Origin of the sequence: Streptomyces sp. NPDC001604, assembly GCF_042893475.1 — a bacterium.
GTDB lineage: Bacteria > Actinomycetota > Actinomycetes > Streptomycetales > Streptomycetaceae > Streptomyces.
In genome coordinates, this window is record NZ_JBIAUY010000014.1 from 174,294 (window position 1) to 197,906 (window position 23,613).

Here is a 23,613-nt window from a genome sequence, read left to right on the forward strand (position 1 = left end):
GCCGATCGTCGCCGCCCGCCTCGTGCTCCGTCAACAGGCTCGGAGTGAGACATCAAGCGTTATCTGTGCGCGGCGCACAGTCCGACGGCCGGGAAGTTGGGTGCTCGCACCCAATGTGCGCCCCGAACGCCCCCACCTACTGTGACGCTCTCCCACCCCCCAGAACGTCGGAAGGGGCGTCACTCATGCTCGCGGTCGACGGTATCACCGTGCGTTTCGGCGGGATCACGGCACTTGACGGTGTCGCGTTCACCGTCGAGCCGGGCACCGCCGTAGGGCTCATCGGGCCGAACGGAGCCGGCAAGACCACCTTGTTCAACTGCCTCACCAGGCGCTGCACTCCCGACGGGGGAGACGTGCGATTCCAGGGCGAGGACCTGCTGGCCCTCCCTCCGCACGCCGTGGCCGGGCGCGGCATCGCCCGCACCTTCCAGAACCTGGGCCTGTTCCCGCAGCTCACGGTCCGGGAGAACGTCATGGTCGGCGCCCACAGCCGGGGGCGCACCGGACACCTCGCCGCGGCGCTCCGGCTGCCCCGCGTCCGGCGGGAGGAGAGGGAACTGCGTGATCGGGCGGACGACCTGCTACGGCGGCTCGGTCTGGCGGACGTCGCCGACCACCCCGCCGCCGGGCTGCCGTTCGGCACGCTCAAACGCGTCGAACTCGCCAGGGCCCTCGCCGTACGGCCCCGGCTGCTGCTGCTCGACGAACCCGTCAACGGGCTCAGCCACGGCGAGGTCGGCCAATTCGCGGATCTGGTCCGGTCGGTGCGCGAGGAGTTCGACCTCACGCTCGTGGTGGTCGAACACCACATGGGCTTCGTGATGGGCCTGTGCGACAAGGTGGTCTGCCTCGACTTCGGCCGCAAGATCGCCGAGGGCACGCCGGAGGAGATCCAGCGCGATCCGGCGGTCGTCGAGGCGTACCTGGGAGTGGCCGCATGAGCGAGCCCACCACCACCGAGACCATGCAGCCGGATGTCCCGACCGCGGAACCGGACTTCCTGAAGGTGTCCGGACTGCACGCCGGATACGGCCAGGCCCGCGTCCTCCAGGGCCTCGACTTCTCCGTCGCCCGCGGCGAGGTGTGCGCGATCCTCGGACCCAACGGCGCGGGCAAGACCACGACACTGCGGGCGCTGAGCGGCATGGTCCGCGGCCGCGGCTCGGTCACCCTGAACGGCACGGAACTGCTGGGCCGTTCGCCCGAACAGGCCGCCCGGCTCGGCGTGGCGCATGTGCCCGAGGGACGGGGCACCTTCAACGAGCTGACCGTCGAGGAGAACCTGTGCATCGGCGCCCACCTGCGCACCGGCTCCGGATGGCGGAGCCGCGCCGAGCGGGCGGCCGTGGCGGCCGACCTGGACCGGATCTACGGCCACTTTCCCAGACTGCGCCAACGCTCGCGGCAGGCCGCCGGCAGCCTCAGCGGCGGGGAGCAGCAGATGCTCGCCATCGGCAGGGCTCTGATGCTGCGGCCCTCGCTGCTGCTCCTCGACGAGCCGTCCCTGGGCCTCGCGCCACTGGTCACCCGTGAGCTGTTCGAAATCGTCCGTGCCGTCAACGAGGAGGAACGCACCACCGTGGTCGTCGTCGAGCAGAACGCCCAGCTCGCGCTGGACATCGCGCACCGGGCGCACGTACTGGAGGCCGGCCGCCTGGTGCTGTCAGGGTCGGCCCAGCAGATCCGCGAGGACGGGCAGGTCGCCGAGGTCTACCTCGGTGTCTCCCTCGGCTCCCGCAAGGCCGGGTGAGCGCCGTGACCGACTTTCTCCAGCAACTGGTGGAAGGACTGGGCTCGGGCGCGGTGTACGCCAGCCTGGCTCTGGCCCTCGTACTGATCCACCGGTTCACGGGCATCGTCAACTTCGCGCAGGGCGAGCTGGCCATGCTCTCCACGTACGTCGCCTGGCAGTTGGTGGCATCCGGGATGCCGTTCTGGCTGGCGCTGCCGGTCACCCTCGCGGTGTCCTTCGCGGGCGGCATGCTGGTCGAGCGGATCGTCATCCGCCCCGTGCAGGGCGCGCCCGAGCTGACGGTGGTCATCGTCACCGTCGGCCTGTTCATCTTCGTCAACGCGCTGGCCGGCCTCATCTGGTCGTTCACCGTCAAGGACTTCCCGCAGCAGTTCCCCGACGGCGGGCTCGACCTGGCCGGAGTACGCGTGGACTGGTCGACGCTCGGGATCCTCGGCGTGGTGGCCGTCGTGATGGGCCTGCTGTATCTGCTGTTCCAGCACACCTCCATCGGCCTGGTGATGCGGGCGGTCGCCTGCAATCCGGCCTCCGCACGGCTGTCGGGCATCCGGGTGGGCCGGGTCCTGATGCTCGGCTGGGGGCTGGCCGCGACGGTCGGCGCCGTGTCGGGCGTGCTCGTCGCCCCACTGCTGTTCCTGGAACCCAACATGATGGGCGGGGTGCTGATCTACGCCTTCGCCGCGGCCACCCTGGGAGGCTTCGACAGCCCCGTGGGCGCGGTCGTCGGCGGCCTGTTCGTGGGCGTCGCCGAGACGCTGACCGGGGCGTACGTCGATGTCGTCGGGGCCGATCTGAAAGTGGGCGTACCCCTCGTGATCATCCTGGCGGTGCTGCTCGTGCGGCCCCAGGGCCTGTTCGGACGGGCGGCGGTGGAGCGCGCATGAGCACCCTCACCACGGCACTCGGCTCCGACCGGGCCCGGCGGCTGCGAGCCGGCCTCACCGCGCTGCTCGCGGTGGCGGTCGCCTGCGGCGCACCCTTCTACTTCGCCCCGTTCCAGGTCTTCCAGCTGACCATGGTGCTGCTGTACGCCGTCGCGCTGGCCGGGCTGAACCTGCTGGTCGGCTTCGGCGGGCAGATCTCGCTCGGGCACGGCGCGTTCTTCGCGGCGGGGGCCTACTCGGCGGCGGTCATGCTCGACCGGTACGACACCGGCCACCTGGCCACGCTTCCGGTCGCGGCCGCCGGATGCTTCCTGCTGGGCCTCGGGTTCGGAGTGCCCGCGCTGCGGCTGCGCGGGCTGTATCTGGCCCTGGTCACCCTCTCCTTCGCGGTGTTCCTGCCGCCCCTGCTCAAACGGCTCGAACCAGTGACGGGCGGCTCCATGGGCCTGACCGTGGACAAACTGCAGCCACCCGCGTGGAGCGGTCTCGCCGAGGACCAGTGGACGTACTTCGTCGTCCTCACCGTTGCCGCGGTGGCCCTGCTGCTCGCCCGCAACCTGCTGCGCTCCCGGGTCGGCCGGGCCCTGCGCGCCGTACGGGACAACGAGAGTGCCGCCGAGGTCATGGGCGTACGGCTGTCGCTGCACAAGACGCTCGCCTTCGCGTGGAGCGCGATGTTCGCGGGGGTCGCCGGGTGTCTCTACACCTGGGTGATCGGCTTCGTCTCGCCCGACTCCTTCAGCTTCGTGCTGTCCATCACCCTGCTGGCCGGCCTGGTGGTGGGAGGGCTCGGCTCGCTGTACGGGCCCCTGCTGGGCGCGGCGTTCGTGATGTACGTGCCGAGCGTCTCCCAGGACCTCAGCGAGGCCGCGCCGGGAGTGGTGTTCGGCCTGCTGATCATCACGGTGATGTTCGTGGGACCGACGGGACTGGCCGGTCTGCCAAGCCGTGTCCTGGGCGCCGCCGCCCGCCGCCTGCCCCGTAGCGCAGCCACTTCCACCGCCGCCGCCGTCGACCGGACGCCGGAGAACGAATCCGCGCCCGATCCGGAGCCGAACGCGCAGGCCGAGAACGGACCCTCCGCGCCCCTCACCCCTGCGGACCCCGCAGTAGCCGACGCCGAACCCGTGGGCGCCCCGCCCCGCACGGAAAAGGACTGAATCACATGCGTAAGACCACCGCTCTGCGGGCTGCCGCAGCCGCCACCGCCGCCCTGCTCACCGCGACCGCCTGCAGCAGCCGGCGAGGGCAGGACACCCAGGACACCGCCGCCGACGGCGCGTGCAAGGGGCAGCAGACCACCGGCATCACGGACAAGACCATCAAGCTCGGCGGGATCTACCCGCTGTCGGGACCGGCCTCCGCGTACGGCACGATCAGCAAGGGCGTCGCCGCCTACTTCAAGTACGTCAACGACAAGGGCGGCATAGACGGCCGCAAGGTGCAGTTCGTCGTCCGTGACGACGGCTACCAGCCGCCCAAGGCGGTCGAGGAGGCCCGCAGACTCGTCGAGCAGGAGAAGGTCTTCGCGGTGTTCCAGACCCTGGGCACCCCGTCCACGGCGGCCGTGTGGGACTACCTCAACAAGCAGAAGGTGCCGCAGCCCTTCGTCGCCACGGGCGCCTCCGTCTGGGGCACCGACGACCAGCATCCCTGGACCATCGGCTGGCAGCCCAACTACGTGGCCGAGGCCCGGGTGTACGCCAAGTACCTCAAGGAGGAGAAGCCGAACGCCAAGGTCGCGGTCCTCTACCAGAACGACGACTTCGGCAAGGACCTGCTCGGTGGGTTCAAGAAGGCCGTAGCCGGCAGCGGCATCAAGGTGGTCGCCGAAGAGAGCTACGAGGTCACCGACCCGTCCGTGTCGGCACAGATGGCGAGCCTCGCACGCTCCAAGGCCGACGTGCTGCTGAACATCACCACTCCCAAGTTCGCCAGCCAGGCCCTCGCCGCCGACGCCAAGAACACCAGGTGGAACCCGCTGCACATCGTCAACAACGTGTCCTCGTCCGCCGCCGTGCTCCAGCCCGTCGGGTTCAAGAACGTCCAGGGCGTGGTCTCGGCGACGTACTTCAAGGACCCCGCCGACCCGCAGTGGGCGAACGACCCCGAGATGAAGACCTACACGGCCGCCCTGCACAAGTACGCCCCGGACGCCGACCCGGCCAACCAGTTCAACGCCTACGGCTGGGCCGTCGCCTCCAGCCTGCACAAGGCCCTGGACGTGATGAAGTGCCCGACCAGGGAAGGGCTGCGTGACGCGGTGCGCAATCTGAAGGACGTGAAGGTGAGGCTGCTGCTGCCCGGCGTCACCCTGTCCACGGGGCAGGGTGACGCCTTCCCGCTGGAGACGATGCAGCTGATGCGGTTCAAGGGCGAGCGGTGGCAGCTGTTCGGCAAGCCGGTGGACACCCGTAAGGAGTTCGGCCCGCTGACGAAGTGAGCCGGCGGGGGCGGTCCCGGTCGATGCCCTGACCCTCGGGACCGCCCCCGCCCCGTCCGCTCCGTGCGGACAGACTGCCTCGTGCTCAGACGGCGTTCAGCCCTCCGTCCACCACCAGGCTCTGCCCGGTGATGTAGGAGGCCCGCTCGGAGAGCAGGAAGGTGACGGCTTCGGCCACCTCCCGGGCGGTGCCCCGGCGCCTGAGCGGTTTGCGGGTGAACGAGGCCGAGCGCGACGCCCGCCCGGCCGAGACCTCGCGACCCATCGGCGTGTCGATCAGACCGGGCACGACCAGGTTGGCGCGTATCCCGCGTGGCGCGCCCTCCTTGGCGACATGGCGGGCGAGTCCGAACAGGCCCGCCTTGGAACTGTCGTAGGCGGGCGAGTCGGTGGCCGCGCGCAGTCCCCGCACGGAACCGCCGAAGACGACCGAGCCTCCGTCGGCGGGGACGGGCAGTGTGTACGTGGCGGCGAGGAAGGGAGCGCCCAGGTTGAGCGAGAGCACGCGTTCCCACTGCTGCGGTGAGGTGTCCGCCAGGCCCGCGCCGAGTCCGATGCCGACGTTGACCACGAGCGCGTCGAGGGCGGCCCTCCGGCCTTGGCCGGGGAGCCGTCGACAACTCCCTGCCCCGCGCCGACGGACCTCATCGCGGCGCACCGCTCCTTCCATGCGGCCGGCCGGCTGCTGGATGCCGCCCGTGCGTACGGTCTGCGCGGCGTGTACGACCTGAGCGACCTGTCCTGGCGGGTGGTCTCGTCTCCGAACCGGAACTCGCCGAGTTGCTGATCGACCGCTCTCTGCGCCCACTGGAGGCGGAGGGTGAGTTCGGAGCGCTCATCGAGGAGTAGGTGCAGGGACACCTGGAGAATAGGCGGCACATCCGCGAGGTCGCCCGCAGCGCACACGTCCATGTCAACACCGTCCGCTACCGGCTGCGCCGGTTCGAGGAGCTGACCGGTGTCGGCCTGGACAGTGCGGATACCGCTGTGGAGCTCAGCTGGGCCCTGGCGGCACGCGGCCTGAGGACACCCCCGCGCGGCCCGGCGCGCCCTGTTCAGGGAGCGGTCCCGTAGCGGCGGGCTACGGACGTTGCCAGAGTGGGACTGTCCCGGTACAGCGGTGGAGAAGCGGATGACGGAGTTCAGCGAAAGCCACGACGATCCGTTCGCCCTGCACCTCGTCGCCCTGGCGGTGCTCGACGACCGGGGAGTCGTGGTCGGATGGAACCAGCGGGCGCAGGAGCTGCTCGGCCACCCGGACACGGCCGTGATCGGTCGTCCGGCCTTCGAGGTTCTTGTCGGCCCGAGCGAAATGCCGGCCGCCAGGGAGGCCGCGGCAAAGTGCAGAAAGGCCGGCGGCTGGTTCGGGGTGCTGAAGGTGCGCCACCGCGACGGGCGGCTCGTGGAGATGGGGCTCAGGGCCCATGCGCTCTCCCGCGACGGCCAGACCAGTGAGTGGCTCCTGGCCGGGGCACTCGCGGTCGACGTCCTGGAGTGGCAGCGGGACCGTGCGGTCCTCGACGGTCTGTACCGCCAGTGCCCGATCGGACTGGTCGTGCACGGCACCGACCTGAGGCTTCTCAGGGTCAACCGGGCCATCGAACGCTTCAGTGGCGTCCCCGCGGAGGGCTTCGAGGGGCTGCCCAGCGGGCAGATGCTCATCCCCGACGACGCACGCAAGGCCCTGGACCGGGTGCGCCAGGTGATGGAGACCGGCAGACCGCTCGTCTACTCCGAGCAGTTCGTCCGACTGGAGCAGGATCCGGCACGGGAACGGGTCGCCCTGGTCTCGTCCTTCCGCATGGAGGATCCCGCGGGCCGCATCCTGGGCGTGGCCGAGATGATCGAGGACATCACCGACCGTCATCGGGCCCAGCGCCGGCTCGCGCTCCTCGACCAGGCCGGCAGCCGTATCGGAACCACCCTCGACGTGGCGGAGACCGCCCGGGAACTCGCCGAGGTGATGGTGCCCCACCTCGCCGACCACGCGTCGGTGGACCTGCTCCAGCCGGTGACGCGCGGCGAGGAACTGGCACCGGCCCTGGCGGGGGCCCGTCGTACGGCTCGGCGCCAGCAGCGTGGGGGCCCAGCAACCCGGCCCACCGCACCCCCACGGCGAGCCGGTGGACTTCGCGCCCGACTCACCCCAGGCCAGGTGCCTGTCCGAAGGGCGGCCCGTCCTGGAACCGGTGCTGCCGCCCGACTGGCTCTCGACGCAAGGCCACCAGGGAGCCCACGCTCCGGACCTGGGCGTCCACTCGCTGATCGGCGTACCCCTCGCCGCGCGCGGCATGGTGCTGGGCGTGATGACCCTGTGGCGTTCGCGCCGCCCCGACCCCTTCGAGGCGGACGATCTCACCCTCGCCCAGGAACTCGCCTCGCGCGCCGCCGTCGCCATCGACAACGCCCGGCGCTTCACCCAGCAACAGCAGACCGCGTTCACCCTGCAGAGCAGCCTGCTGCCCCGGGCGGTCCCGGACCAGCCGGCCGTCGAGGTGGCGCTGCGGTATCTGCCGGCCAGCGCGGCTCCGGGCCTGGGCGGCGACTGGTTCGACGTGATCCCCCTGTCCGGGGCCCGGGTCGCCCTCGTCGTCGGCGACGTGGTGGGACGTGGCATCCACGCGGCCGCCACCATGGGACGGCTGCGGACCGCCGTACACACCCTCGCGAGCCTCGACCTGGAACCGGACGAGCTCCTCTCCCGGCTGGACGACATGGTCAACCTGCTGGCCGTCGAACAGGAGGCGGCGGGCGAACGGCCCGTGGGTGAGCAGGTCGTCGGCGCCACCTGCCTGTACGCCGTGTACGACCCGGTCTCGCGGCGGTGTTCCGTGGCCCGCGCCGGCCACCCGCCGCCCGTGGTGACCACTCCGGACGGACACGTTGCACCGCTCGACCTGCCCGCCGGCCCGCCGCTCGGCCTGGGCGGCCTGCCCTTCGAGGCCCGGGAGGTCGAACTGGCCGAGGGAAGCCTGCTGTGCCTGTACACCAACGGTGTCATCGGCGAACGCCACCTCGACCCCGACGCGGGCCTGTCCAAGCTGTGCGCGGCGCTCACCCGCCCGGCGGACGCCCTGGAGCGAACATGCCAGGCTGTGGTCGACTCGCTCGTACCGTCGCGCCCCAGCGACGACGTCGCCCTGCTGATCGCCCGTACGCGCACGCTGCCGCGGGACGACGTCGCCTCGTGGCAGCTGCCGCCGGAGCCGGCCAGTGCCGCCCGCGCACGGGCGCTGACCTCGGCCAAGCTGACCGAATGGGGTCTGGAGCATCTGGCGTTCACCACCGAGTTGATCGCCAGCGAACTGGTCACCAACGTGTACCGGTACGCCGGCGGCCCCGCGACGCTGCGGCTGATCCGCGAACGGACCCTGGTGTGCGAGGTCAGCGACACCAGCCACACCTCCCCCCGCCTGCGCCGCGCCCGTACGACCGACGAGGGCGGGCGCGGCCTGTTCCTGGTGGCGCAGATGGCCGAACGGTGGGGCGCCCGCTACACCCGCGAGGGCAAGACCGTGTGGACCGAGCAGTCACTGACCGGCATGCTCACCTGACCCTCTCAGGCCGCGGTCATTCCGCTGCGGCGAGCAGCCGTGCCTCGCTCTCGTCGTACAGTCGCCGGTTCACCCGGCTGTCGGCGGCGCGGCGCCGGTGGTCCAGGCGGCTGCCCAGCCACCCGGCCAGGTAGCCGAACGGGATGGAGATCAGCCCGGTGGACTGCATCGGGAACAGGTCGAAGTCGGCGTTCGGGAAGACGGCGGACGGTGTGCCCGAGACGGCCTTGGAGAAGACCATGAGCAGCAACGCGCAGGCCGCACCGCCGTAGAGGGTGGCGAGCAGGCCGGTGCGGGTGAATCCGCGCCAGAACAGGGAGTAGGTGAGCGCGGGTGTCACCGCCGACGCGCCCACGCAGACGGCCAGAGTGGTCAGCACACCGACGTTCCAGTTCTGGACGAGCGTGGCGAGCCCGATGGCCACGGTTCCCACGCCCACGCTCGTCCACGCCGCCACCGTCATCTCCGCACGCGGCTCGGCCTGTCCCCGGCGGGCCGCGTGGGCGAACAGGTCGTGGGCGAGCGAGGAGGCCGCGGCCAGGGTCATCCCCGCGACCGACGACAGCAGGGTGATGAACACCATGCCCGCCACGGCCGAGTAGAGAATCGTCGCGCCCGCGGAGGAGGAGGCCCCGCCGAGCACCTGCGACAGCATGAGCACCGACGTCCGGCCCTGCGGGTCGGCCGCGGTGATGTACCGCGATCCCACCAGCGCCGCCGCCCCCGTACCCATGACGATCACGAGCAGACAGAAGGTGGTGACCGTGCCGACCGCCCACGACATGGAGCGACGCACGGCCGGCACGTCCTGCGCGGAGTACAGACGCATCGTGATGTGGGGGAGACAGGCCACGCCGAGGACCACGGTGATCTGGAGACCGACGAAGTCCAGCCGGTCGACGGCCGAGGTGCCCAGCTGAAGGCCCTGCCGGAGGAAGGCCGGGCCCGCACCGCTGCCCTGCTGGGCCGCCCTGAGAACGTCGCCGGGATTCCAGTCGAATCGGTTCAGCACCAGAGCGGCGACGACGAAACTGGTGCCGATCAGGATCACGATCTTGATCATCTGGATGAGCGCGGTGCCCCGCATGCCGCCGAGCGCCGCGTAAATGATCATCAGGCTGCCGACGACGACGATGCAGGCCGTCCTGGCGCCCGCCATGTGCGGGATGCCCAGGATGAAGGTGAGCAGTGACCCGGCCCCGGAGAGCTGGACGACGAGGAAGGGCACGGTCGCCGAGAGCGTCACGACGCAGGCGGCGACCCGCACCGCCCGCCCGGGCATGTTGCGGGCCAGGACGTCGCCCATGGTGAATCGGCCGGCGTTGCGCAGGGGTTCGGCCAGCAGGAACATCAGCAGGACCAGGGACAGGGCCGTGCTGACCGCGAGGACGTAGCCGTCGTAGCCGGCAAGCGCGATGATGCCCGTGGTGCTCAGGACCGTGGCCGCGGAGATGTAGTCGCCCGCGATGGCCAGGCCGTTCTTGAGCGGGGTGAGCGAGCGGTAGCCGGTGTAGAAGTTCGTCAGATCGTCGCGGTCCGGTCCCGCCATCACGCACATCATCAGCGTGACGGTGACCAGCGCGGTGAACAGGACCAGGACGACAGCCTGCGTCCCGGAGCTGAAGTCGTTCATCTCGCCGTCCCCGCGTTCGGGCCGGCGGGGACCGCCCGCTCCCTGACGGCCAGGGCCAACGGGTCCACCGAGCGCTGTGCGCTGCGTCCGTACCAGGAGACCGCCGCGAAGGTGACGACGAGCTGGAAGACCCCCAGGGTCATTCCCAGGCTCAGCTCCCCGGCGACACTGGCCCCCATCAGGCCGGGCGCGTAGCAGGACAGCACGACGTACACGACGAAGGAGCCGAGCGCGGTGAGGGTGGAGATCCGGCGGAGCGTGCGGTAGGCCGAGCGCAGGGCGGCGAGGTCGGCGTTGGGCCGCTGGGCCTGGTGCGCGTACGGCTCGTCCCAGGAAGCCTGTCCGTACGGCTCGGTCCAGGGGGCTTGCCCGTACGGCTCGTACCGCGGGGCGTTGTGTCCGTACCGCTGGTGCTCGGTGTGCGGTGGCGGCCACCCCGTGTCCGAGGGTGGATACCGGTTCTCGTCGGCGAATGTCATCGCAGGGCCTTCCGCTACGGCGATGGCTGTGAGCGGCGCACGATACCGACTGGTTGGAATGCCCATAAGGTCATCGCGGATCACGTTTCGGGGTCGGTACGGCTCTCCGGGTGCAGGTCGGCGGGCAGCGTGCCGGCGTGTGGCGAACATCATGCACCAGGCATACCCACTGGTCGGTACCGTGCGGCGGAAGCCGTGAACGACAGGAGGCGCGATGTCTGCGACCAACCGCCAGATCCGTCTGGCAGCCCGCCCCGTGGGCGAGGTCAAGCCCGAGGACTGGGAGCACTTCGCAGGGCCCGTCGACGAGCCGGGCCCGGGCCGGTTCGCGGGCCGGACGCGCGTGATCTCCCTGGACCCGGCGATGCGGGGCTGGCTGGACGACCGTCCCTCCTACCTGCCGCCGGTGGGCATCGGCGAGGTCATGCGCGCCGGGTCGGTCATCGAGGTCACGGCGTCGAATCACCCCGACTTCCAGCCGGGCGATTACGTGGTCGGCGCGTTCGGCGTCCAGGAGTACGTGGTTTCCGACGGCAAGGGTGCCCTGAAGGTCGACACCTCCCTCGCCCCGCCCTCGACGTATCTCGGCGCGCTGGGCATGCCCGGCATGACCGCCTACTTCGGTCTGCTGGACGTCGGGGCGCTGAAGGACGGTGAGACCGTCGTGGTGTCGGGGGCGGCCGGGGCGGTCGGCACGATCGCCGGCCAGATCGCGAAGGCCAAGGGCTGCCGGGTCGTGGGCATCGCCGGAGGCCCGGAGAAGTGCGCCATGCTCGTCGACGAGCTGGGATTCGACGCGGCCGTCGACTACCGCGCCGAGGACGTCAGGAAGGCGCTGCGCCGGGAGGCCTCCGACGGCATCGACGTCTACTTCGACAACGTCGGAGGGGACATCCTCGACGCGGCCCTGACGCGGCTGGCGATGCACGCGCGCGTCGTGGTCTGCGGTGCGATCAGCCAGTACAACAACGCCACGCCGGTCAAGGGCCCCTCCAACTACCTCTCCCTGCTGGTGCGTCGCGCCCGCATGGAGGGCTTCGTCGTCTTCGACTACGCCAAGCGCTACGCGCAGGCGGCGCAGGAGATCTCCGCCTGGATCGGGGCCGGCCGCATCAAGGTCAAGGAGCATGTGGTGAAGGGGAGCGTGGACGACTTCCCCGAGACGCTGGGGATGCTCTTCCGCGGGGAGAACGTCGGGAAGCTCGTCCTGGAGCTGGCATGACGGCCGTCGGGAGCGCCGTCGCCGCCCGGCCGGGACAGGCGGAGGGCGCCGCGCTCCAGGGCAAGGTGGCGATCGTCACCGGCGGTGCCAGTGGACTGGGCCGGGCCACGGCACTGGCGCTGGCGGAGGCGGGGGCACGCGTGGTCGTCGCGGACCTCGATGCGCGGGGCGGCCGCGAGGTGGCCGACATGGTCGGCGGCCGTTTCCGCGCCTGCGACGTCTCCGATCCCGACGCCAACCGCGCGCTGGTGGCCTTCGCCCAGGAGCACTACGGCGGCGTCGACATCGCCTTGCTCAACGCCGGGGTGGCGACCGGATGCGGCGTCGGTGAGGACTTCGACCTGGCACGCTACCGTCGCGCGATGGGAGCCAACCTCGACGGCGTGGTCTTCGGCACCCATGCGGTGCTGCCGGCGCTGCGGGCCCGCGGGGGAGGGGCCATCGTGGCGACCGCGTCCCTGGCGGGCCTGGCCGCCGTACCGCTCGATCCTCTGTACGCGGCCAACAAGCACGCGGTCGTAGGGCTTGCCCGCTCCCTGGGGCCGGCTCTTGCGGCGGACAACGTGCGCTTCAACGCCGTCTGTCCCGGCTTCGCGGAGTCGCGGATCATCGATCCGCTGCGCGACATGCTCCCCAAGCAGGGGCTGTCGGTCATTCCGGCCGAGGTCGTGGCGGACACCGTGCTGCGGATCCTCACCGGAGACGGCACGGGGGAGTGCTGGTTCATCCAGCCCGGCCGCGATCCGGAGCCGTTCCGGTTCCGTACGGTCCCTGGTCCCGGCGAGCCTGTCGGCGTCTGAGGAGACCCTCAGGCGGTGGTGGGCTGAGAGGCGAACGCGCGCTCGAGCAGTGCGTACAGAGTGTCCTGCTCCTGCTCGCTGAGTCTGCTCAGCCCGGCCAGCGTCTTGTTCATCTTCCCGCGGATCACGTCGATGACCTGCTCGCCCTCCTCGGTGAGCAGGACGTTCTTGACGCGCCGATCGGAGGGGCTCGGCTCGCGGCGCACCAGGCCGCGCTTCTCCAGCCGGTCGACGATTCCGGTCATGTTGGAGGCGTCGCAGGTCAGCGTGGTGGCCAGCGTGCTCATGGAGGCGGGCCCCCGGCGCAGCACGTTGAGCGTCTTGCCCTGGCTGGCCGTGAGGTTCTCGCTCGCGGCGGCGACCGTGAAGTCGCCGTAGTAGGCAGCCAGGGACACCGAGAGCAGCTCCATGAGCCGGGCGGTGTCGACACGAGCGGGTGCTGTCATGAGCGTCACCTTACGCCGGAAAACTTGACCATCTCAAATATCGATGGCTACGGTCTCCCCTATTACTTGAAGTTCTCAAGCTTCGATGTTCTCAAGTAGTTCGTCGAGCTCTCACGTAGGGAAGAGATCCGTGCCTCACGCGCAGCAGACGGCGCCCCGGAGACAGTCAGCAGACACCGCGATCGTTCTGGTGCTGGGCCTCGCCGCGATGGTCGTCTCGATGATGCAGACGCTCGTCGTCCCGATCCTGGGAATCATCCAGAACGATCTGCGGGCGACCACGGCCAACGTCAGCTGGGTGACCACCGCCACGCTTCTGTCGGCCGCGGTCTTCACACCGCTGCTCGGCCGCTTCGGCGACCAGCACGGCAAGAAGCCCACCCTCGTGGGCGTGCTGCTCGTGATGATCGCGGGCTCGGTGCTCGCCGCCACCACCACCTCGCTGACGTGGCTGATCGTCGCCCGGGTGATGCAGGGTGCGGCCACCGCGATCTTCCCGCTCGCCCTGTCCATCCTGCGTGAGGAGATCAGGCCGGAGAAGCTGCACGGCGCCATGGCCCTGGTCAGCGGCACGCTCGCGTTCGGCAGTGGACTCGCGCTGGTCGGCGCCGGGCTTCTCACCCGCGGCTCCGACCCCGACTACCACCGGGTCTTCTGGCTCGCGGTGGTGCTCGCGGTGATGGCGCTGGCGGGTGTGCTGTTCACCGTGCCCGCTTCCCGGACGACCACGGGCGGGCGCACGGACTGGCTGGGCGCGGGCACCCTGGCGATGCTGCTGGTGCTGCTGCTTCTGCCGGTCTCGCAGGGACACGAGTGGGGATGGACGTCCGGCCGTACGCTCGGCTCCTTCGCCGGGGCCGTCCTCATGGCGGTGGTGTGGGTCGTCGCCGAGCGCCGGGTCAGGGAACCCATGGTGGACATGAAGATGTTCGTCCACCGGCCCGTTCTCTTCACCAACCTGGCCGGGCTGCTGCTGGGCTTCGCGATGTTCGCCCAGTTCATCGGTGTCTCGTACCTCGTCCAGATGCCGGAAGGCGTCGTCGGCTACGGCTTCGGCGCTTCTGTGCTCGAAGCGTCCGTCGTGTATCTGCTGCCGACCACACTCGTCTCGCTCGTGGGCGCCCAGTTCGGCGGGGTCCTGGTGCGCCGGCTCGGCGCGCGCCTCACCCTGGCCGCCGGGGCCTGCTTCGGAGTGCTCGGCTTCACCTGGCTGAGCGTCGCGCACGATGTGACGGCCTCGGTGATCGGCGCCGGCATGGTCATCGGCCTGGCGATCAGCTTCGGCTACGCCGCCATGCCCGCGCTCATCGTCGCCGGCGTGCCCGCCCACCAGTCCGGCATCGCCAACGGCATCAACTCCATCTCCCGCTCGGTCGGCAGCGCCGTCGCAAGCGCGGTGATCACCTCGCTGCTGGCGTCGAAGACCATCCCACTGCCGGGCGGAGGGCCCGCACTGCCCCAGGAGAGCCAGTTCACGACGACCTTCGTGATCGCCGGAGCGGCCTTCGGCCTGGTCGTCGCCGTGGCCCTCGTCGGCATCAAGTCGTCGCACGCCCCTCGTACGTCCGTGCCGAGGAAGGTCGCGGACTCCTCGACGGCGGGGCTTGCGGAGGCGGAGGCCGGTGCCGAGCTCGTGTGACCGTGCTTCAGGCGCTGCCACTGTCTTCAGGCTCTGCCACTGTCTTCAGGCTCTGCCACTGTCTTCGGGCGTTGTCGCCGTCCGGAATCATCGAGAGGTTCAGCCAAGACAAAGCAGTCCTCATCCAGCCGTCTGCTTGAACCCGCAGTCTGCTTGAACCCGCAGTCTCCTTGCCCGCAGTCTCCTTGAACCCGCAGTCTCCGAAAGGCATGTCACGATGACGACGTCCGACCACACCCAGCACGCGCCCGCTGCCACCTCGGTCGATCACCGCAGCGCGGTAGCGGCGGAGACCGCCCGGTTCGTCGCGGCGGTCAAGGTCGCCGACCTGGCCACGGCGGTGCCCAGCTGTCCCGGCTGGACGCTGGCCGAGCTGGTCAGGCACACGGGCAGCGTCCACCGCTGGTTCTCGGTCCTGCTGCGGGCGCGCATCCAGGAACCCCCGCGCACGCGTGACGTGGACCTGCAGCTCCCCGGCCAGGAGGACGGATACGTCGACTGGCTGGCCGAGAGCGCGACCGTGGCCGCGGACGCCTTCGCGGTCACCGACCCGGACCTGCCGATGTGGGCCTGGGGCGCCGACCAGCACGCCCGATTCTGGGCACGCCGGATGCTCTTCGAGACGCTGCTGCACCGGGTCGACGCCGAGGTCGCACTCGGACTCCGGCCCGCGATCGACCGCTCGGTCGCGGTGGACGGCATCGACGAGTTCCTCGTCAATCTGCCCTTCGCCACCTTCTTCGCGCCCAAGGTGGCCGACCTCCGTGGCTCCGACACGACCATCCGCTTCCGCACGACCGACGGGGACGACGCCTGGGTCGTCCGCCTGCGGCCCGACGGCTTCGGGCTCGACCCGGCTCACCCGACCGCGGCCCCCACTGACGCGACCGTCCAGGGAACCGCGGCCGACCTGCTCCTCCTCGTCTACGGCCGACTGCCCTACCAGGCAGGGGCCTTCGCCCATGAGGGCGACGAGCGCTTGCTGACCCACTGGTTCGCCAAATCCGCGTTCTGAGAAGCCGCCGACTCCCTCACACGCTCACCAACTGGGCGGCGGCACCGGCGTAGGACCAGGTGGAGCCCTTCGACATCTCGAAGTGCAGATGCTGCCCGGTCGTGTTCCCGGTGGCGCCGACCTTGCCGAGCCGCCTTCCGGTACCGACCTTCTGACCGGCCTTCACGTGCCGTTCCGAGAGTTGGCATTGAAGCTCTCCCCTCCCTTCGCAAGCTCAGAGAGGGGATTCCCGCCTACCTTGCTGCGGCAGGTTTGACGGTTTTACCCGCCCTGCGACCGCGCCTTCCGGCGGCCGGGACCTCCACGATGACGTGGCCGGCCCGGTACAGGTGCAAGATGTTCCGGGCCGCGTTCCAGTCGGCGTTCGCCGTCCAGCCGCAGTCGGGGTTCTTACAGGCGAACAGCTCCTGGCTCTCTCCGCTGCCTCCTGGGCGATGGAGCGGTTGAGTCCGGCCTTCGCCCTGGCCCCGTTGTGCAGGAACGCGCCCCCGCCTGCGGGGTCGGGCTTGGGGGCCGGGCTCTTGGTCATGCCGAGGATGTTGAGCCGTTCGACCACCAGCACGCCGTATGTGCGGGCGAGATAGGTGGTGGTCTGGTGCTGCCAGTCGAGGGCTCGTCGCGTGGCTTTGGCTCGGAGCTGCCGCTCCAGCGTGAGGAGCTTGGCCTTCCCCTTCGGGTTCAGCCACTTGTCGCGGTCGGCGATGCCGTCCGGGAGACGGGGGCGCCCGTGGTCCTGGTGGTCCTTGTTGGACAGGGCGAGGGGGATGTTCACCCCGGCGTCGATGCCGACCTGTCTGGATGGGGAAGGCGATGTGCCAGCCCAAAGCGTCCTTGACCAGCCGAGCGCCGGTGATCCGGTTTTCCTTGGTGGCCTTCGGCGTGAGTCCTGTGGCTACCTGCGAGTAGTGCGTTGACAAGCCGGGCGGGGCGAACTGATGATGTAATCAGTTATGCGGAGGTGGTCAGAAAGTGGGTCTCGTCTCGCTTGCGTGCCGCCCTGCAATGGCCTATTTGTGGCGATACGTGACGTATTGCCGCCCACGCCCAGAGAGAGGCGCCATGAGCGAGACAGACCTGCACGCCAAGTTCCAGCAGTTCCCCGATGCCGTCCGCGAGAAGGTCGAGACCGCGCTGTCGGACGCGAAGATCGCTCTCAAGCTCAAGGCCGCCGAGATCCTCGCCGACAAGAAGGAGATGGCCGAACACGCCGTCACCACCGCCGGCCGGATCGGCGCCAAGAGCGGTGAAGTGTCCGAGCTGACGACGATCCTGCCGCTGAAGCCGAACGGCGCCGCGCGGCTGCGGAAGTTCTTCAGCCTGGTCGGCGGGAACCTGGCGGGCGCCGGTCAGGTCGGCACCCTGCACAACATGCGGTTCGTCTTCCTCGACAACGACACGAAGCTGCTCTTCGCGACCGCCTTCGACGGCGAGTGGGACCCCTACATCGACGACTTCGCGACGAAGATCCCCGAGTTCATGGACTACCTGTTCAGCAACGTCGAGGGCTGGCCCGGCATCACCTCGCCGGACGTGAAGGACTTCATCGTCAAGTACCAGATCCCGGCGGAGGCGTGGTTCGTCGCCCACCCAACCCTCACCGTCGCTGAAGGCCACCGGCTCAAGCGGCAGGAGGCCGCCGTGCAGCGTTTCCTGTCGGACCTCAACTGAAGGCAGGCACGCCATGCCTTCCCCGCTGTTCCGGCGGTTGCGCCGCCCGCCCACCCTGGACCTCGACGACATCCAGGCGACCCTGCTGCGGGCCCGGCCCGAGCCCTACTTCGGCACCCACGCGATCCTGGAGATCACCGACCCGGCCGCGGGCAGGGAACTGCTGCGCCGGCTGGCGCCGAGGGTGACCTCGGCGGCGCGCTGGGACGAACCGCAGCCGTCCTGGCTGGCCCTGGCCCTCAGCTACCAGGGTCTGGTCGCACTGGGGCTGCCGGAGACCTCACTGGCCTCCTTCCCGGCCAACTTCCGCGCCGGGATGGCCGCCCGCGCCGAGCGGCTGCGGGACACGGGCGTGAACGCGCCGGAGCGCTGGGAGTTCCCCTTCGGCACCCCGCGCGTGCATGTGGCCGTCACGGTCTACGCCGCGAGCGAGGACGACTGGCGGGCCGAAGTCGCCGCGTACGAGAAGGAACTGGGCGAGGTACCGGGCGTCCGGCTGCTGTCGCACCAGGACTTCGCGGCCGACGGGTTCAACGTCTTCGGCTACCGGGACGGCTTCAGCCAGCCGGTGGTCGAGGGCAGCGGCGCCGAACCCCTGCCCGGCGACGGACGGCCCATCAAGGCCGGTGAGTTCGTCCTCGGCTACCCGAGCGAGAGCGGCGTACCTTTGCCCGTACCGGCTCCGGACGTCCTGGGCCGCAACGGCACGTACGTCGTCTTCCGCAAGTACCACTCCCACGTCGCGGCCTTCAACAAGTGGCTGCACGACAACGCCTCCACCGAGGCCGAACGCGAACTGCTGGCCGCCAAGTTGGTCGGCCGCTGGCGCAGCGGCGCGCCCCTCGCCCTGACCCCGGAGCGCGACACCCCCGCGATCGGCGAGGACCCGAACCGGATCAACGACTTCGACTACTCCGCCGACCCGCGCGGACTGCGCACTCCGCTCGGCTCCCACATCCGCCGGATGAACCCGCGCGACACCAAGCTCACGGTCCTCACCGACGTCAACATCCGCCGCATCATCAGGCGCGGCACCTCCTACGGCACCCCTCTGCCCCCGGACCGCCTCAAGGACGACGGCAAGCCGCGCGGCCTGGACTTCATCGCCCTCGGCGCCCGAGCCATCGACAACGTCGAGTTCCTGCAGAGCGAGTGGGTCGGCTCCGGCAACTTCATGGGCCTGGGCAAGGAGAAGGACCCGATGATCTCGCTCCAGGACAAGGGCGCCTACTTCACCGTGCCGGGCACTCCGCCCCGCCGGGTGCAGAACATCCAGTCCTTCAACACCCTGCTCGGCGGCGAGTACTTCTTCATGCCGAGTCTGTCCGCCATCCGCTGGCTCGGCAGCAACTGACCCACACCTCGCGCGGAGATCCCCCATGACCTCGTACGTCCGCTACAGCCCCGACCTCGAACAGCCCTTTCCCAACGAGGACGAACTCGTCCGACAGGTCGTCGCGGCCATGGGCAAGGCCAACCAGCAGGTCGCCGACAAACACCGGCACGGCCTGCGCGACGCTCACGCCAAGAGTCACGGCGTCCTCGCCGGCGAACTACGCATCCAGTCCGGCCTCCCGGCCCACCTCGCCCAGGGCCTCTTCGCGGAACCGGCCACCTACCCGGTGATCGTCCGCTTCTCCTCCGCCCCCGGCGACCTGCGCTCCGACCAGGTGCCCGTCCAGCGTGGCCTCGCGATGAAGGTGATCGGCGCCCCGGGGCCCCGCGCCCTCGAGGACGGCTTCACCACCCAGGACTTCCTCCTCGTCAACCACCCCACCCTGCCCTTCGGCAACATCGCCGAATACGCCAAACTCCAGGGCATCCTGGAGAAACAGCCCGGCCAGAGCGACCAGCAGCTCCAGCTCACCGGCGCGGCCGCCCGGGTGGCCGCCAAGGCCCTCACGCGCGTCGGACGTCCGCTTCCGCCCGCCGTCGAGACCCTGGCCGCCGCCAACGACCACATCCTCGGCGAGACCTTCCACTCCATGGCCGCGCTGCGCTACGGCGACCACGTGGCGAAGATGTCCGCCGCGCCCCGCTCGGCGAACGTCAGGGCCCTCACCGGCAGCCACGTCGACAAGAAGGCCGGCGAGTCGGCCCTGCGCGACCTCGTCGTCGACTTCTTCGCAGGCAACAGCGCCGAGTACGACATCCGCGCCCAGCTGTGCACGGACATCGACCGGATGCCGGTGGAGGACGCCTCGGTCCTGTGGCCCGAGGAACTGTCACCGCACCAGACCGTGGCCGTGCTGCATCTGCCCGCCCAGGACGCCTACAGCGACGCCCGCCGCCGCTACGCCGACGACGTCCTTTCCTTCAGCCCCTGGCACGCCCTGGAGGCCCACCGCCCGTTGGGCTCGATCATGCGCTCCCGCCGCGCCGCGTACCCCGCGTCCAGCGACTTCCGGCACCGCTTCAACGGCATCGAGCCGCAGGAGCCGTCCGACATCAAGGAGCTGCCCGCCTGACCAGGTCCCGACCGACCCCGGATGCGGCCGCGGGTCGGTCGGGACTCGCGTGCCAGAATGGAGAAGTCCCTTCTCCGCCCTGTCTTCTTCGAGGTTCCTTTCGTGTCCCAGCCCGTCGGCCGTGTGCCCCAGCGACGCAACGCACGGTCCAACCGGGCGCGCATCCTCGCCACGGCCCGCCAGGAGCTCGGGCGGAATCCCGACATCACCCTGGAGGAACTCGCCCGCGCCTCCGGTGTCGTACGACGGACGCTGTTCGGTCACTTCCCCGGGCGGGCCGCGCTCTTGGAGGCATTGGCCGAGGAGGCCTCTGAGGCGCTCCAAGCCGCCGTTGCGGTCGGAGCAGGCGCGACGGCACCGGCCGACCGGGCGCTCGCCCACTTCACGTTGTCGCTCTGGCCCGTGGGCGACCGTTACCGGATGCTCCTGGCGCTGGCCCGGCGGGACCTCGGCATGGACCGTGTCGCCGGGATCCTGGAGCCCGCCCGGGTCAGGGTCACGGCCATCCTGGAGCAGGGACAACGGGACGGCGTCTTTCACACCCAGCTGCCGGCCCCGGTGCTGAGCGCCGGTCTTGAGGCGATGACGGTCGCCCTGCTGGAGGAGGTGAACACCGGGGCGCTGGAGGACGACGGCACCCGGGTGGCCGTCACCACGCTCATCGCGGCCGGTGTGCCGGAGAAGCGTGCGCAGATCGTGGTCGACGAGGTGTCCGCCGCCGAGGAGTGAGATGCCCCTGCAGTCCGACGTGACCCTGGTGCGATGCGCCGGGGTCTTTCCGTGTCCGCCCTCACTTCTTTAGTCACCCCTAGATGGGCAATTGTCTTGAGCGTGAACTCCGGCGGACCAGACGGGCTCCCAGCCCTTGAACGGTGCCTGCGCATTGCGCTCCATCGCGAGCAGCCCGGCGGACGCATCTTCAAGACGAGCCGCAGGCCCGCCACCAGCCCTGGCCGAGCAGCACCACGCCAACCATCCACAGCGCCACACCCGGCACTCAATCGCGCGGCGTGTCTTCTCAGATCCAAAAAAAGGGGGGACGGTGCCGGGCGTCCCCTCCCGGCACCGTCCCGGGGCCGTGCGCCGCTCAGGCACAGCCCGTCCTGGGGGTGGGGGAGACCGGAATCGGGGTTCCGGCCTCCGGTGTACGGGGCTCAGGCGCCCACGGTCTCGGTCTGTTCCTCGGTGGCTGGTGCCGCAATTTCCTCACCGTGCTTGGTGGTGTGCTTGCGGCCGGGCAGGACGGCGATGACGATCAGGGTTCCGGCGGCCATGATGATGCCGCCGATGAGGCTGGTGTGGGCGATGGCGTGGGCGAAGGACTCGTGAACCGCGCCGAGCAGGGTCTGGGCCTGGGCGGCGCCGCCCTGGGGGTTCTTGGCTACCTGCTCGGCGACCGCGATGCCGCCACCGACGGAGTCCTTGGCGGTGTCCAGGGCCGCGGCCGGGAGGTGACCGCCGACCAGGTCGGTCAGCTTGTCCTTGTAGGACGTGGCGAGCAGCGAGCCGAGGATGGCGATGCCCAGCGAGGCGCCGAGTTCCAGGGCGGTGTCGTTGGCGCCGCCGCCGACGCCCAGCTCCGACTCGGGGAAGGAGCCCATGATGGTGTCGGTGGCCGGGGACAGGCTCAGGCCGATGGCGAAGCCGAGCAGCAGCAGGGGCGCCAGGAAGTCGGTGTACGTCGAGCCGGAGTCGATCCGCGTGAGCAGGAAGACGCCTGCCGTGCCGATCACCATGCCGGTGCCGACCACGATCTTCACGCCGAGCTTCGGAGCCAGCTTGCCGGTGACGGCGGCGCCGACGAACACGGCTCCGGCCAGCGGCAGCAGGCGGATGCCGGTTTCCAGGGCGTCGTAGCCGAGGACGAACTGCAGGAACTGGGTGGAGTAGTAGATCGAGCCGAAGGTGCCGAAGAAGAAGAACAGCACCGCGAGCATCGAGCCGCCGAAGGGACGCTCGGTGAACTTGCGCACGTCCAGCATCGGGTTGGGGTGCTTCAACTCCCAGGCCACGAAGGCCAGCAGGCCCACGCCGGCGACGACGGCCGCGGTGATGGGGCCGGCGCCCCAGCCGAAGTGCGGGCCCTCGATGGTCGCGTAGACCAGGCAACCGACCGAGGCGATCGACAGCAGACCGCCGACGTAGTCGATGCGGCCCATGCCCTCCGCCTTCGACGGCGGCACGAGCAGCAGCGCGCCGACGACGCCGAGGACGGCGATGGGCACGTTCATCAGGAAGGTCGAGCCCCAGGCGTGGTTCTCCAGTAGCCAGCCGGCGGCCAGCGGACCGGCGGCGATGGCAAGGCCGGAGGTCGCGGACCAGGCGGTGATCGCCTTGGCGCGTTCGGCGCGCGGGAAGATCGCGACCAGCAGCGAGAGGGTGGCCGGCATGACGACGGCGGCACCGACGCCCATGATCGCGCGGGCCGTGATGACCAGGTCGGTGTGGTGGACCAGGCCGCCCATCACCGAACCTCCGGCGAAGATCAGCAGGCCGAGGACGAGGGCGCCGCGGCGGCTGTACTTGTCGCCGATCGCGCCGAGCACGAGCATCAGGGCGGCGTAGGGGACGGTGTAGCCGTCGATGACCCACTGCAGGTCACTGCTGCTGAGCCCCAGGTCCTTGGTCATGTCGGGGGCGGCCACGATCAGTGACGTGTTCGCCATGACGACGATCAGCAGGCTCAGGCACAGGACCAGCAGGGCCCACCAGCGGCGATGGTAGGGCTCCGTCATCTTCTCGACGGGTGTGTTCGGAAAGAGCGGCATGGTCAGGCTCCTCGGCAGGAGGTGAAGCGGAGGCTTCGGGGGTGCGGAATCGATGGGATCGGTGCACGCGGGGCCAAGAGGGGCCCGGCACCAGGGGCAGCTAATTGCCCATTGATGTGCAGACTAGTTTATTGCTCGTTGATGTGCAACTATCGAGTCGCCCTCCCCGCCTACCGGAGGTTTCGACATGATCCACGCACACCTGACGGCCGCCTCGGAACGCAGCCGCACTCTGCTCACGCGGGGCCGCATCCTGGAGGCGGCCCGGCAGGAACTCGCCCGTGACCCCGACAGCAGCCTCGGTGACATCGCCGAGGCGGCAGGAGTGGTGCGCCGTACGGTCTATGGGCACTTCAACGGCCGGGCCGCACTGATGGAGGGGCTGGTGGAGGAGGCCGCGTGGGCCTTGCGGCAGGCGCTCGCAGTCCCGCGCGCACCGGTGGCGGACGCCGTCACGGAGCTGGCGCGCTTCGTCCTCGCGATGTGGCCCGTCGGAGATCGCTACCGCATCCTGCTCCGCCTCGCCCCCCAGGACCTCGGGGCCGATCGGCTCGCCGAAGTCCTGGCCCCGGCGCGGGACATGGCGGAGGCGATCATCGGTCGGGGGCAGCGGCAGGGCGCCTTCCAGGCCGGCGTCCCCCCGGTCGTCCTGACCCGGGCGCTGGAGGGGCACCTGCTGGGGCTTCTCGACTGCGTGAACAGCGGGGTCTGGAGCGACGACGGCACCAGCACCGCGACCGCCGCCCTGATCGCGATGGGCGTGGCCGGCGACAGCGCTGCGGCGTGCGTCCACGGGCTTGTCCGGCCCGCGGGCGACGCCGCGTAGGCGTACTTCCCA

At 70.3% G+C, this 23,613-nt stretch carries 22 protein-coding genes and 1 pseudogene; 17 read left to right on the plus strand and 6 right to left on the minus strand.

The annotated features are described in order from the left end of the window. Window positions 1–185 precede the first annotated feature (185 nt). The 5 genes from ACFY1E_RS32190 to ACFY1E_RS32210 are packed head-to-tail and all read left to right on the plus strand — an operon-like array spanning window position 186 to window position 5,083. A complete protein-coding gene (locus ACFY1E_RS32190) occupies window positions 186–944 on the plus strand; it encodes an ABC transporter ATP-binding protein (protein ID WP_389082051.1) in 759 nt (252 codons plus the stop codon). Beyond that, window positions 941–1,753, plus strand: a complete 813-nt coding sequence (locus tag ACFY1E_RS32195) for an ABC transporter ATP-binding protein (RefSeq protein ID WP_389082054.1) — start codon at window positions 941–943, stop codon at window positions 1,751–1,753. Before ACFY1E_RS32190 ends, ACFY1E_RS32195 begins: the two co-directional genes overlap by 4 nt. Before the next feature lie 5 nt (window positions 1,754–1,758). Next, a complete protein-coding gene (locus ACFY1E_RS32200; RefSeq protein WP_351582796.1) occupies window positions 1,759–2,640 on the plus strand; it encodes a branched-chain amino acid ABC transporter permease in 882 nt (293 codons plus the stop codon). Beyond that, window positions 2,637–3,800: a branched-chain amino acid ABC transporter permease gene (locus ACFY1E_RS32205; protein WP_389082057.1), complete on the plus strand. Its 1,164-nt coding sequence runs from the start codon at window positions 2,637–2,639 to the stop codon at window positions 3,798–3,800. The genes ACFY1E_RS32200 and ACFY1E_RS32205 overlap by 4 nt, the downstream gene beginning before the upstream one ends. A 5-nt stretch (window positions 3,801–3,805) precedes the next feature. After that, on the plus strand, window positions 3,806–5,083 hold the full coding sequence (locus ACFY1E_RS32210) for an ABC transporter substrate-binding protein (RefSeq protein ID WP_389082059.1): 1,278 nt from the start codon (window positions 3,806–3,808) through the stop codon (window positions 5,081–5,083). An 85-nt stretch (window positions 5,084–5,168) separates the two neighbouring features. Here the strand turns inward: ACFY1E_RS32210 and ACFY1E_RS32215 are convergent, their stop codons facing one another. Further along, window positions 5,169–5,741 (minus strand): SDR family NAD(P)-dependent oxidoreductase, encoded by a 573-nt coding sequence (locus ACFY1E_RS32215; RefSeq protein ID WP_389082061.1) that lies wholly within the window; start codon window positions 5,739–5,741, stop codon window positions 5,169–5,171. A gap of 191 nt (window positions 5,742–5,932) precedes the next feature. Between ACFY1E_RS32215 and ACFY1E_RS32220 the strand changes: the two genes are divergently transcribed. The 3 genes and pseudogenes from ACFY1E_RS32220 to ACFY1E_RS32230 all read left to right on the plus strand — a co-directional run bounded on the left by ACFY1E_RS32220 (window position 5,933) and on the right by ACFY1E_RS32230 (window position 8,637). Next, a complete protein-coding gene (locus ACFY1E_RS32220) occupies window positions 5,933–6,157 on the plus strand; it encodes a helix-turn-helix domain-containing protein (RefSeq protein WP_389082063.1) in 225 nt (74 codons plus the stop codon). 58 nt (window positions 6,158–6,215) lie between these two features. Next, window positions 6,216–6,908 (plus strand): annotated as a pseudogene (locus ACFY1E_RS32225) (PAS domain-containing protein); the annotation flags it as partial. Between the two features lie 298 nt (window positions 6,909–7,206). After that, window positions 7,207–8,637, plus strand: a complete 1,431-nt coding sequence (locus ACFY1E_RS32230) for a SpoIIE family protein phosphatase (protein ID WP_389082065.1) — start codon at window positions 7,207–7,209, stop codon at window positions 8,635–8,637. 16 nt (window positions 8,638–8,653) lie between these two features. On the opposite strand, the gene ACFY1E_RS32235 is transcribed toward ACFY1E_RS32230, so the two are convergent. Together ACFY1E_RS32235 and ACFY1E_RS32240 are read right to left on the minus strand one after the other, a co-directional pair. After that, window positions 8,654–10,270 (minus strand): cation acetate symporter, encoded by a 1,617-nt coding sequence (locus ACFY1E_RS32235; RefSeq protein WP_389082068.1) that lies wholly within the window; start codon window positions 10,268–10,270, stop codon window positions 8,654–8,656. Further along, the gene (locus ACFY1E_RS32240; protein WP_389082070.1) at window positions 10,267–10,749 is read right to left on the minus strand and encodes a DUF485 domain-containing protein; all 483 of its coding nucleotides are present in this window, start codon (window positions 10,747–10,749) and stop codon (window positions 10,267–10,269) included. Before ACFY1E_RS32240 ends, ACFY1E_RS32235 begins: the two co-directional genes overlap by 4 nt. A gap of 214 nt (window positions 10,750–10,963) precedes the next feature. Between ACFY1E_RS32240 and ACFY1E_RS32245 the strand changes: the two genes are divergently transcribed. Together ACFY1E_RS32245 and ACFY1E_RS32250 are read left to right on the plus strand one after the other, a co-directional pair. After that, the gene (locus tag ACFY1E_RS32245) at window positions 10,964–11,971 is read left to right on the plus strand and encodes an NADP-dependent oxidoreductase (protein WP_389082072.1); all 1,008 of its coding nucleotides are present in this window, start codon (window positions 10,964–10,966) and stop codon (window positions 11,969–11,971) included. Further along, the gene (locus ACFY1E_RS32250; protein WP_389082074.1) at window positions 11,968–12,771 is read left to right on the plus strand and encodes an SDR family oxidoreductase; all 804 of its coding nucleotides are present in this window, start codon (window positions 11,968–11,970) and stop codon (window positions 12,769–12,771) included. Before ACFY1E_RS32245 ends, ACFY1E_RS32250 begins: the two co-directional genes overlap by 4 nt. Before the next feature lie 8 nt (window positions 12,772–12,779). On the opposite strand, the gene ACFY1E_RS32255 is transcribed toward ACFY1E_RS32250, so the two are convergent. After that, on the minus strand, window positions 12,780–13,217 hold the full coding sequence (locus ACFY1E_RS32255) for a MarR family winged helix-turn-helix transcriptional regulator (protein WP_389082076.1): 438 nt from the start codon (window positions 13,215–13,217) through the stop codon (window positions 12,780–12,782). Window positions 13,218–13,347: 130 nt separating this feature from the next. Between ACFY1E_RS32255 and ACFY1E_RS32260 the strand changes: the two genes are divergently transcribed. Together ACFY1E_RS32260 and ACFY1E_RS32265 are read left to right on the plus strand one after the other, a co-directional pair. Beyond that, a complete protein-coding gene (locus ACFY1E_RS32260) occupies window positions 13,348–14,856 on the plus strand; it encodes an MFS transporter (protein WP_389082078.1) in 1,509 nt (502 codons plus the stop codon). Window positions 14,857–15,073: 217 nt separating this feature from the next. Continuing rightward, a complete protein-coding gene (locus ACFY1E_RS32265; protein ID WP_389082081.1) occupies window positions 15,074–15,871 on the plus strand; it encodes a maleylpyruvate isomerase family mycothiol-dependent enzyme in 798 nt (265 codons plus the stop codon). Window positions 15,872–15,887: 16 nt separating this feature from the next. Here the strand turns inward: ACFY1E_RS32265 and ACFY1E_RS32270 are convergent, their stop codons facing one another. After that, entirely contained in the window at window positions 15,888–16,037 is a 150-nt protein-coding gene (locus ACFY1E_RS32270) for a M23 family metallopeptidase (protein WP_389082083.1), read from the minus strand. A gap of 893 nt (window positions 16,038–16,930) precedes the next feature. Between ACFY1E_RS32270 and ACFY1E_RS32275 the strand changes: the two genes are divergently transcribed. The 4 genes from ACFY1E_RS32275 to ACFY1E_RS32290 all read left to right on the plus strand — a co-directional run bounded on the left by ACFY1E_RS32275 (window position 16,931) and on the right by ACFY1E_RS32290 (window position 20,736). Next, entirely contained in the window at window positions 16,931–17,539 is a 609-nt protein-coding gene (locus ACFY1E_RS32275; protein WP_389082085.1) for a hypothetical protein, read from the plus strand. A 13-nt stretch (window positions 17,540–17,552) separates the two neighbouring features. Further along, a complete protein-coding gene (locus ACFY1E_RS32280) occupies window positions 17,553–18,893 on the plus strand; it encodes a Dyp-type peroxidase (RefSeq protein ID WP_389082087.1) in 1,341 nt (446 codons plus the stop codon). Between the two features lie 25 nt (window positions 18,894–18,918). Further along, entirely contained in the window at window positions 18,919–20,007 is a 1,089-nt protein-coding gene (locus ACFY1E_RS32285) for a catalase family protein (protein ID WP_389082088.1), read from the plus strand. A 102-nt stretch (window positions 20,008–20,109) separates the two neighbouring features. Then, window positions 20,110–20,736 carry a TetR family transcriptional regulator gene (locus tag ACFY1E_RS32290; RefSeq protein WP_389082091.1) on the plus strand — a complete coding sequence of 209 codons (627 nt, stop codon included), beginning with the start codon at window positions 20,110–20,112 and terminating at the stop codon, window positions 20,734–20,736. A 425-nt stretch (window positions 20,737–21,161) separates the two neighbouring features. Here ACFY1E_RS32290 and ACFY1E_RS32295 read toward each other — a convergent pair whose 3' ends face one another. Continuing rightward, a complete protein-coding gene (locus ACFY1E_RS32295) occupies window positions 21,162–22,775 on the minus strand; it encodes an MFS transporter (protein ID WP_389082093.1) in 1,614 nt (537 codons plus the stop codon). Window positions 22,776–22,962: 187 nt separating this feature from the next. Between ACFY1E_RS32295 and ACFY1E_RS32300 the strand changes: the two genes are divergently transcribed. Continuing rightward, complete coding sequence (locus ACFY1E_RS32300; protein ID WP_389082095.1) at window positions 22,963–23,601, plus strand: TetR/AcrR family transcriptional regulator; 639 nt, start codon at window positions 22,963–22,965, stop codon at window positions 23,599–23,601. Window positions 23,602–23,613 lie beyond the last annotated feature (12 nt).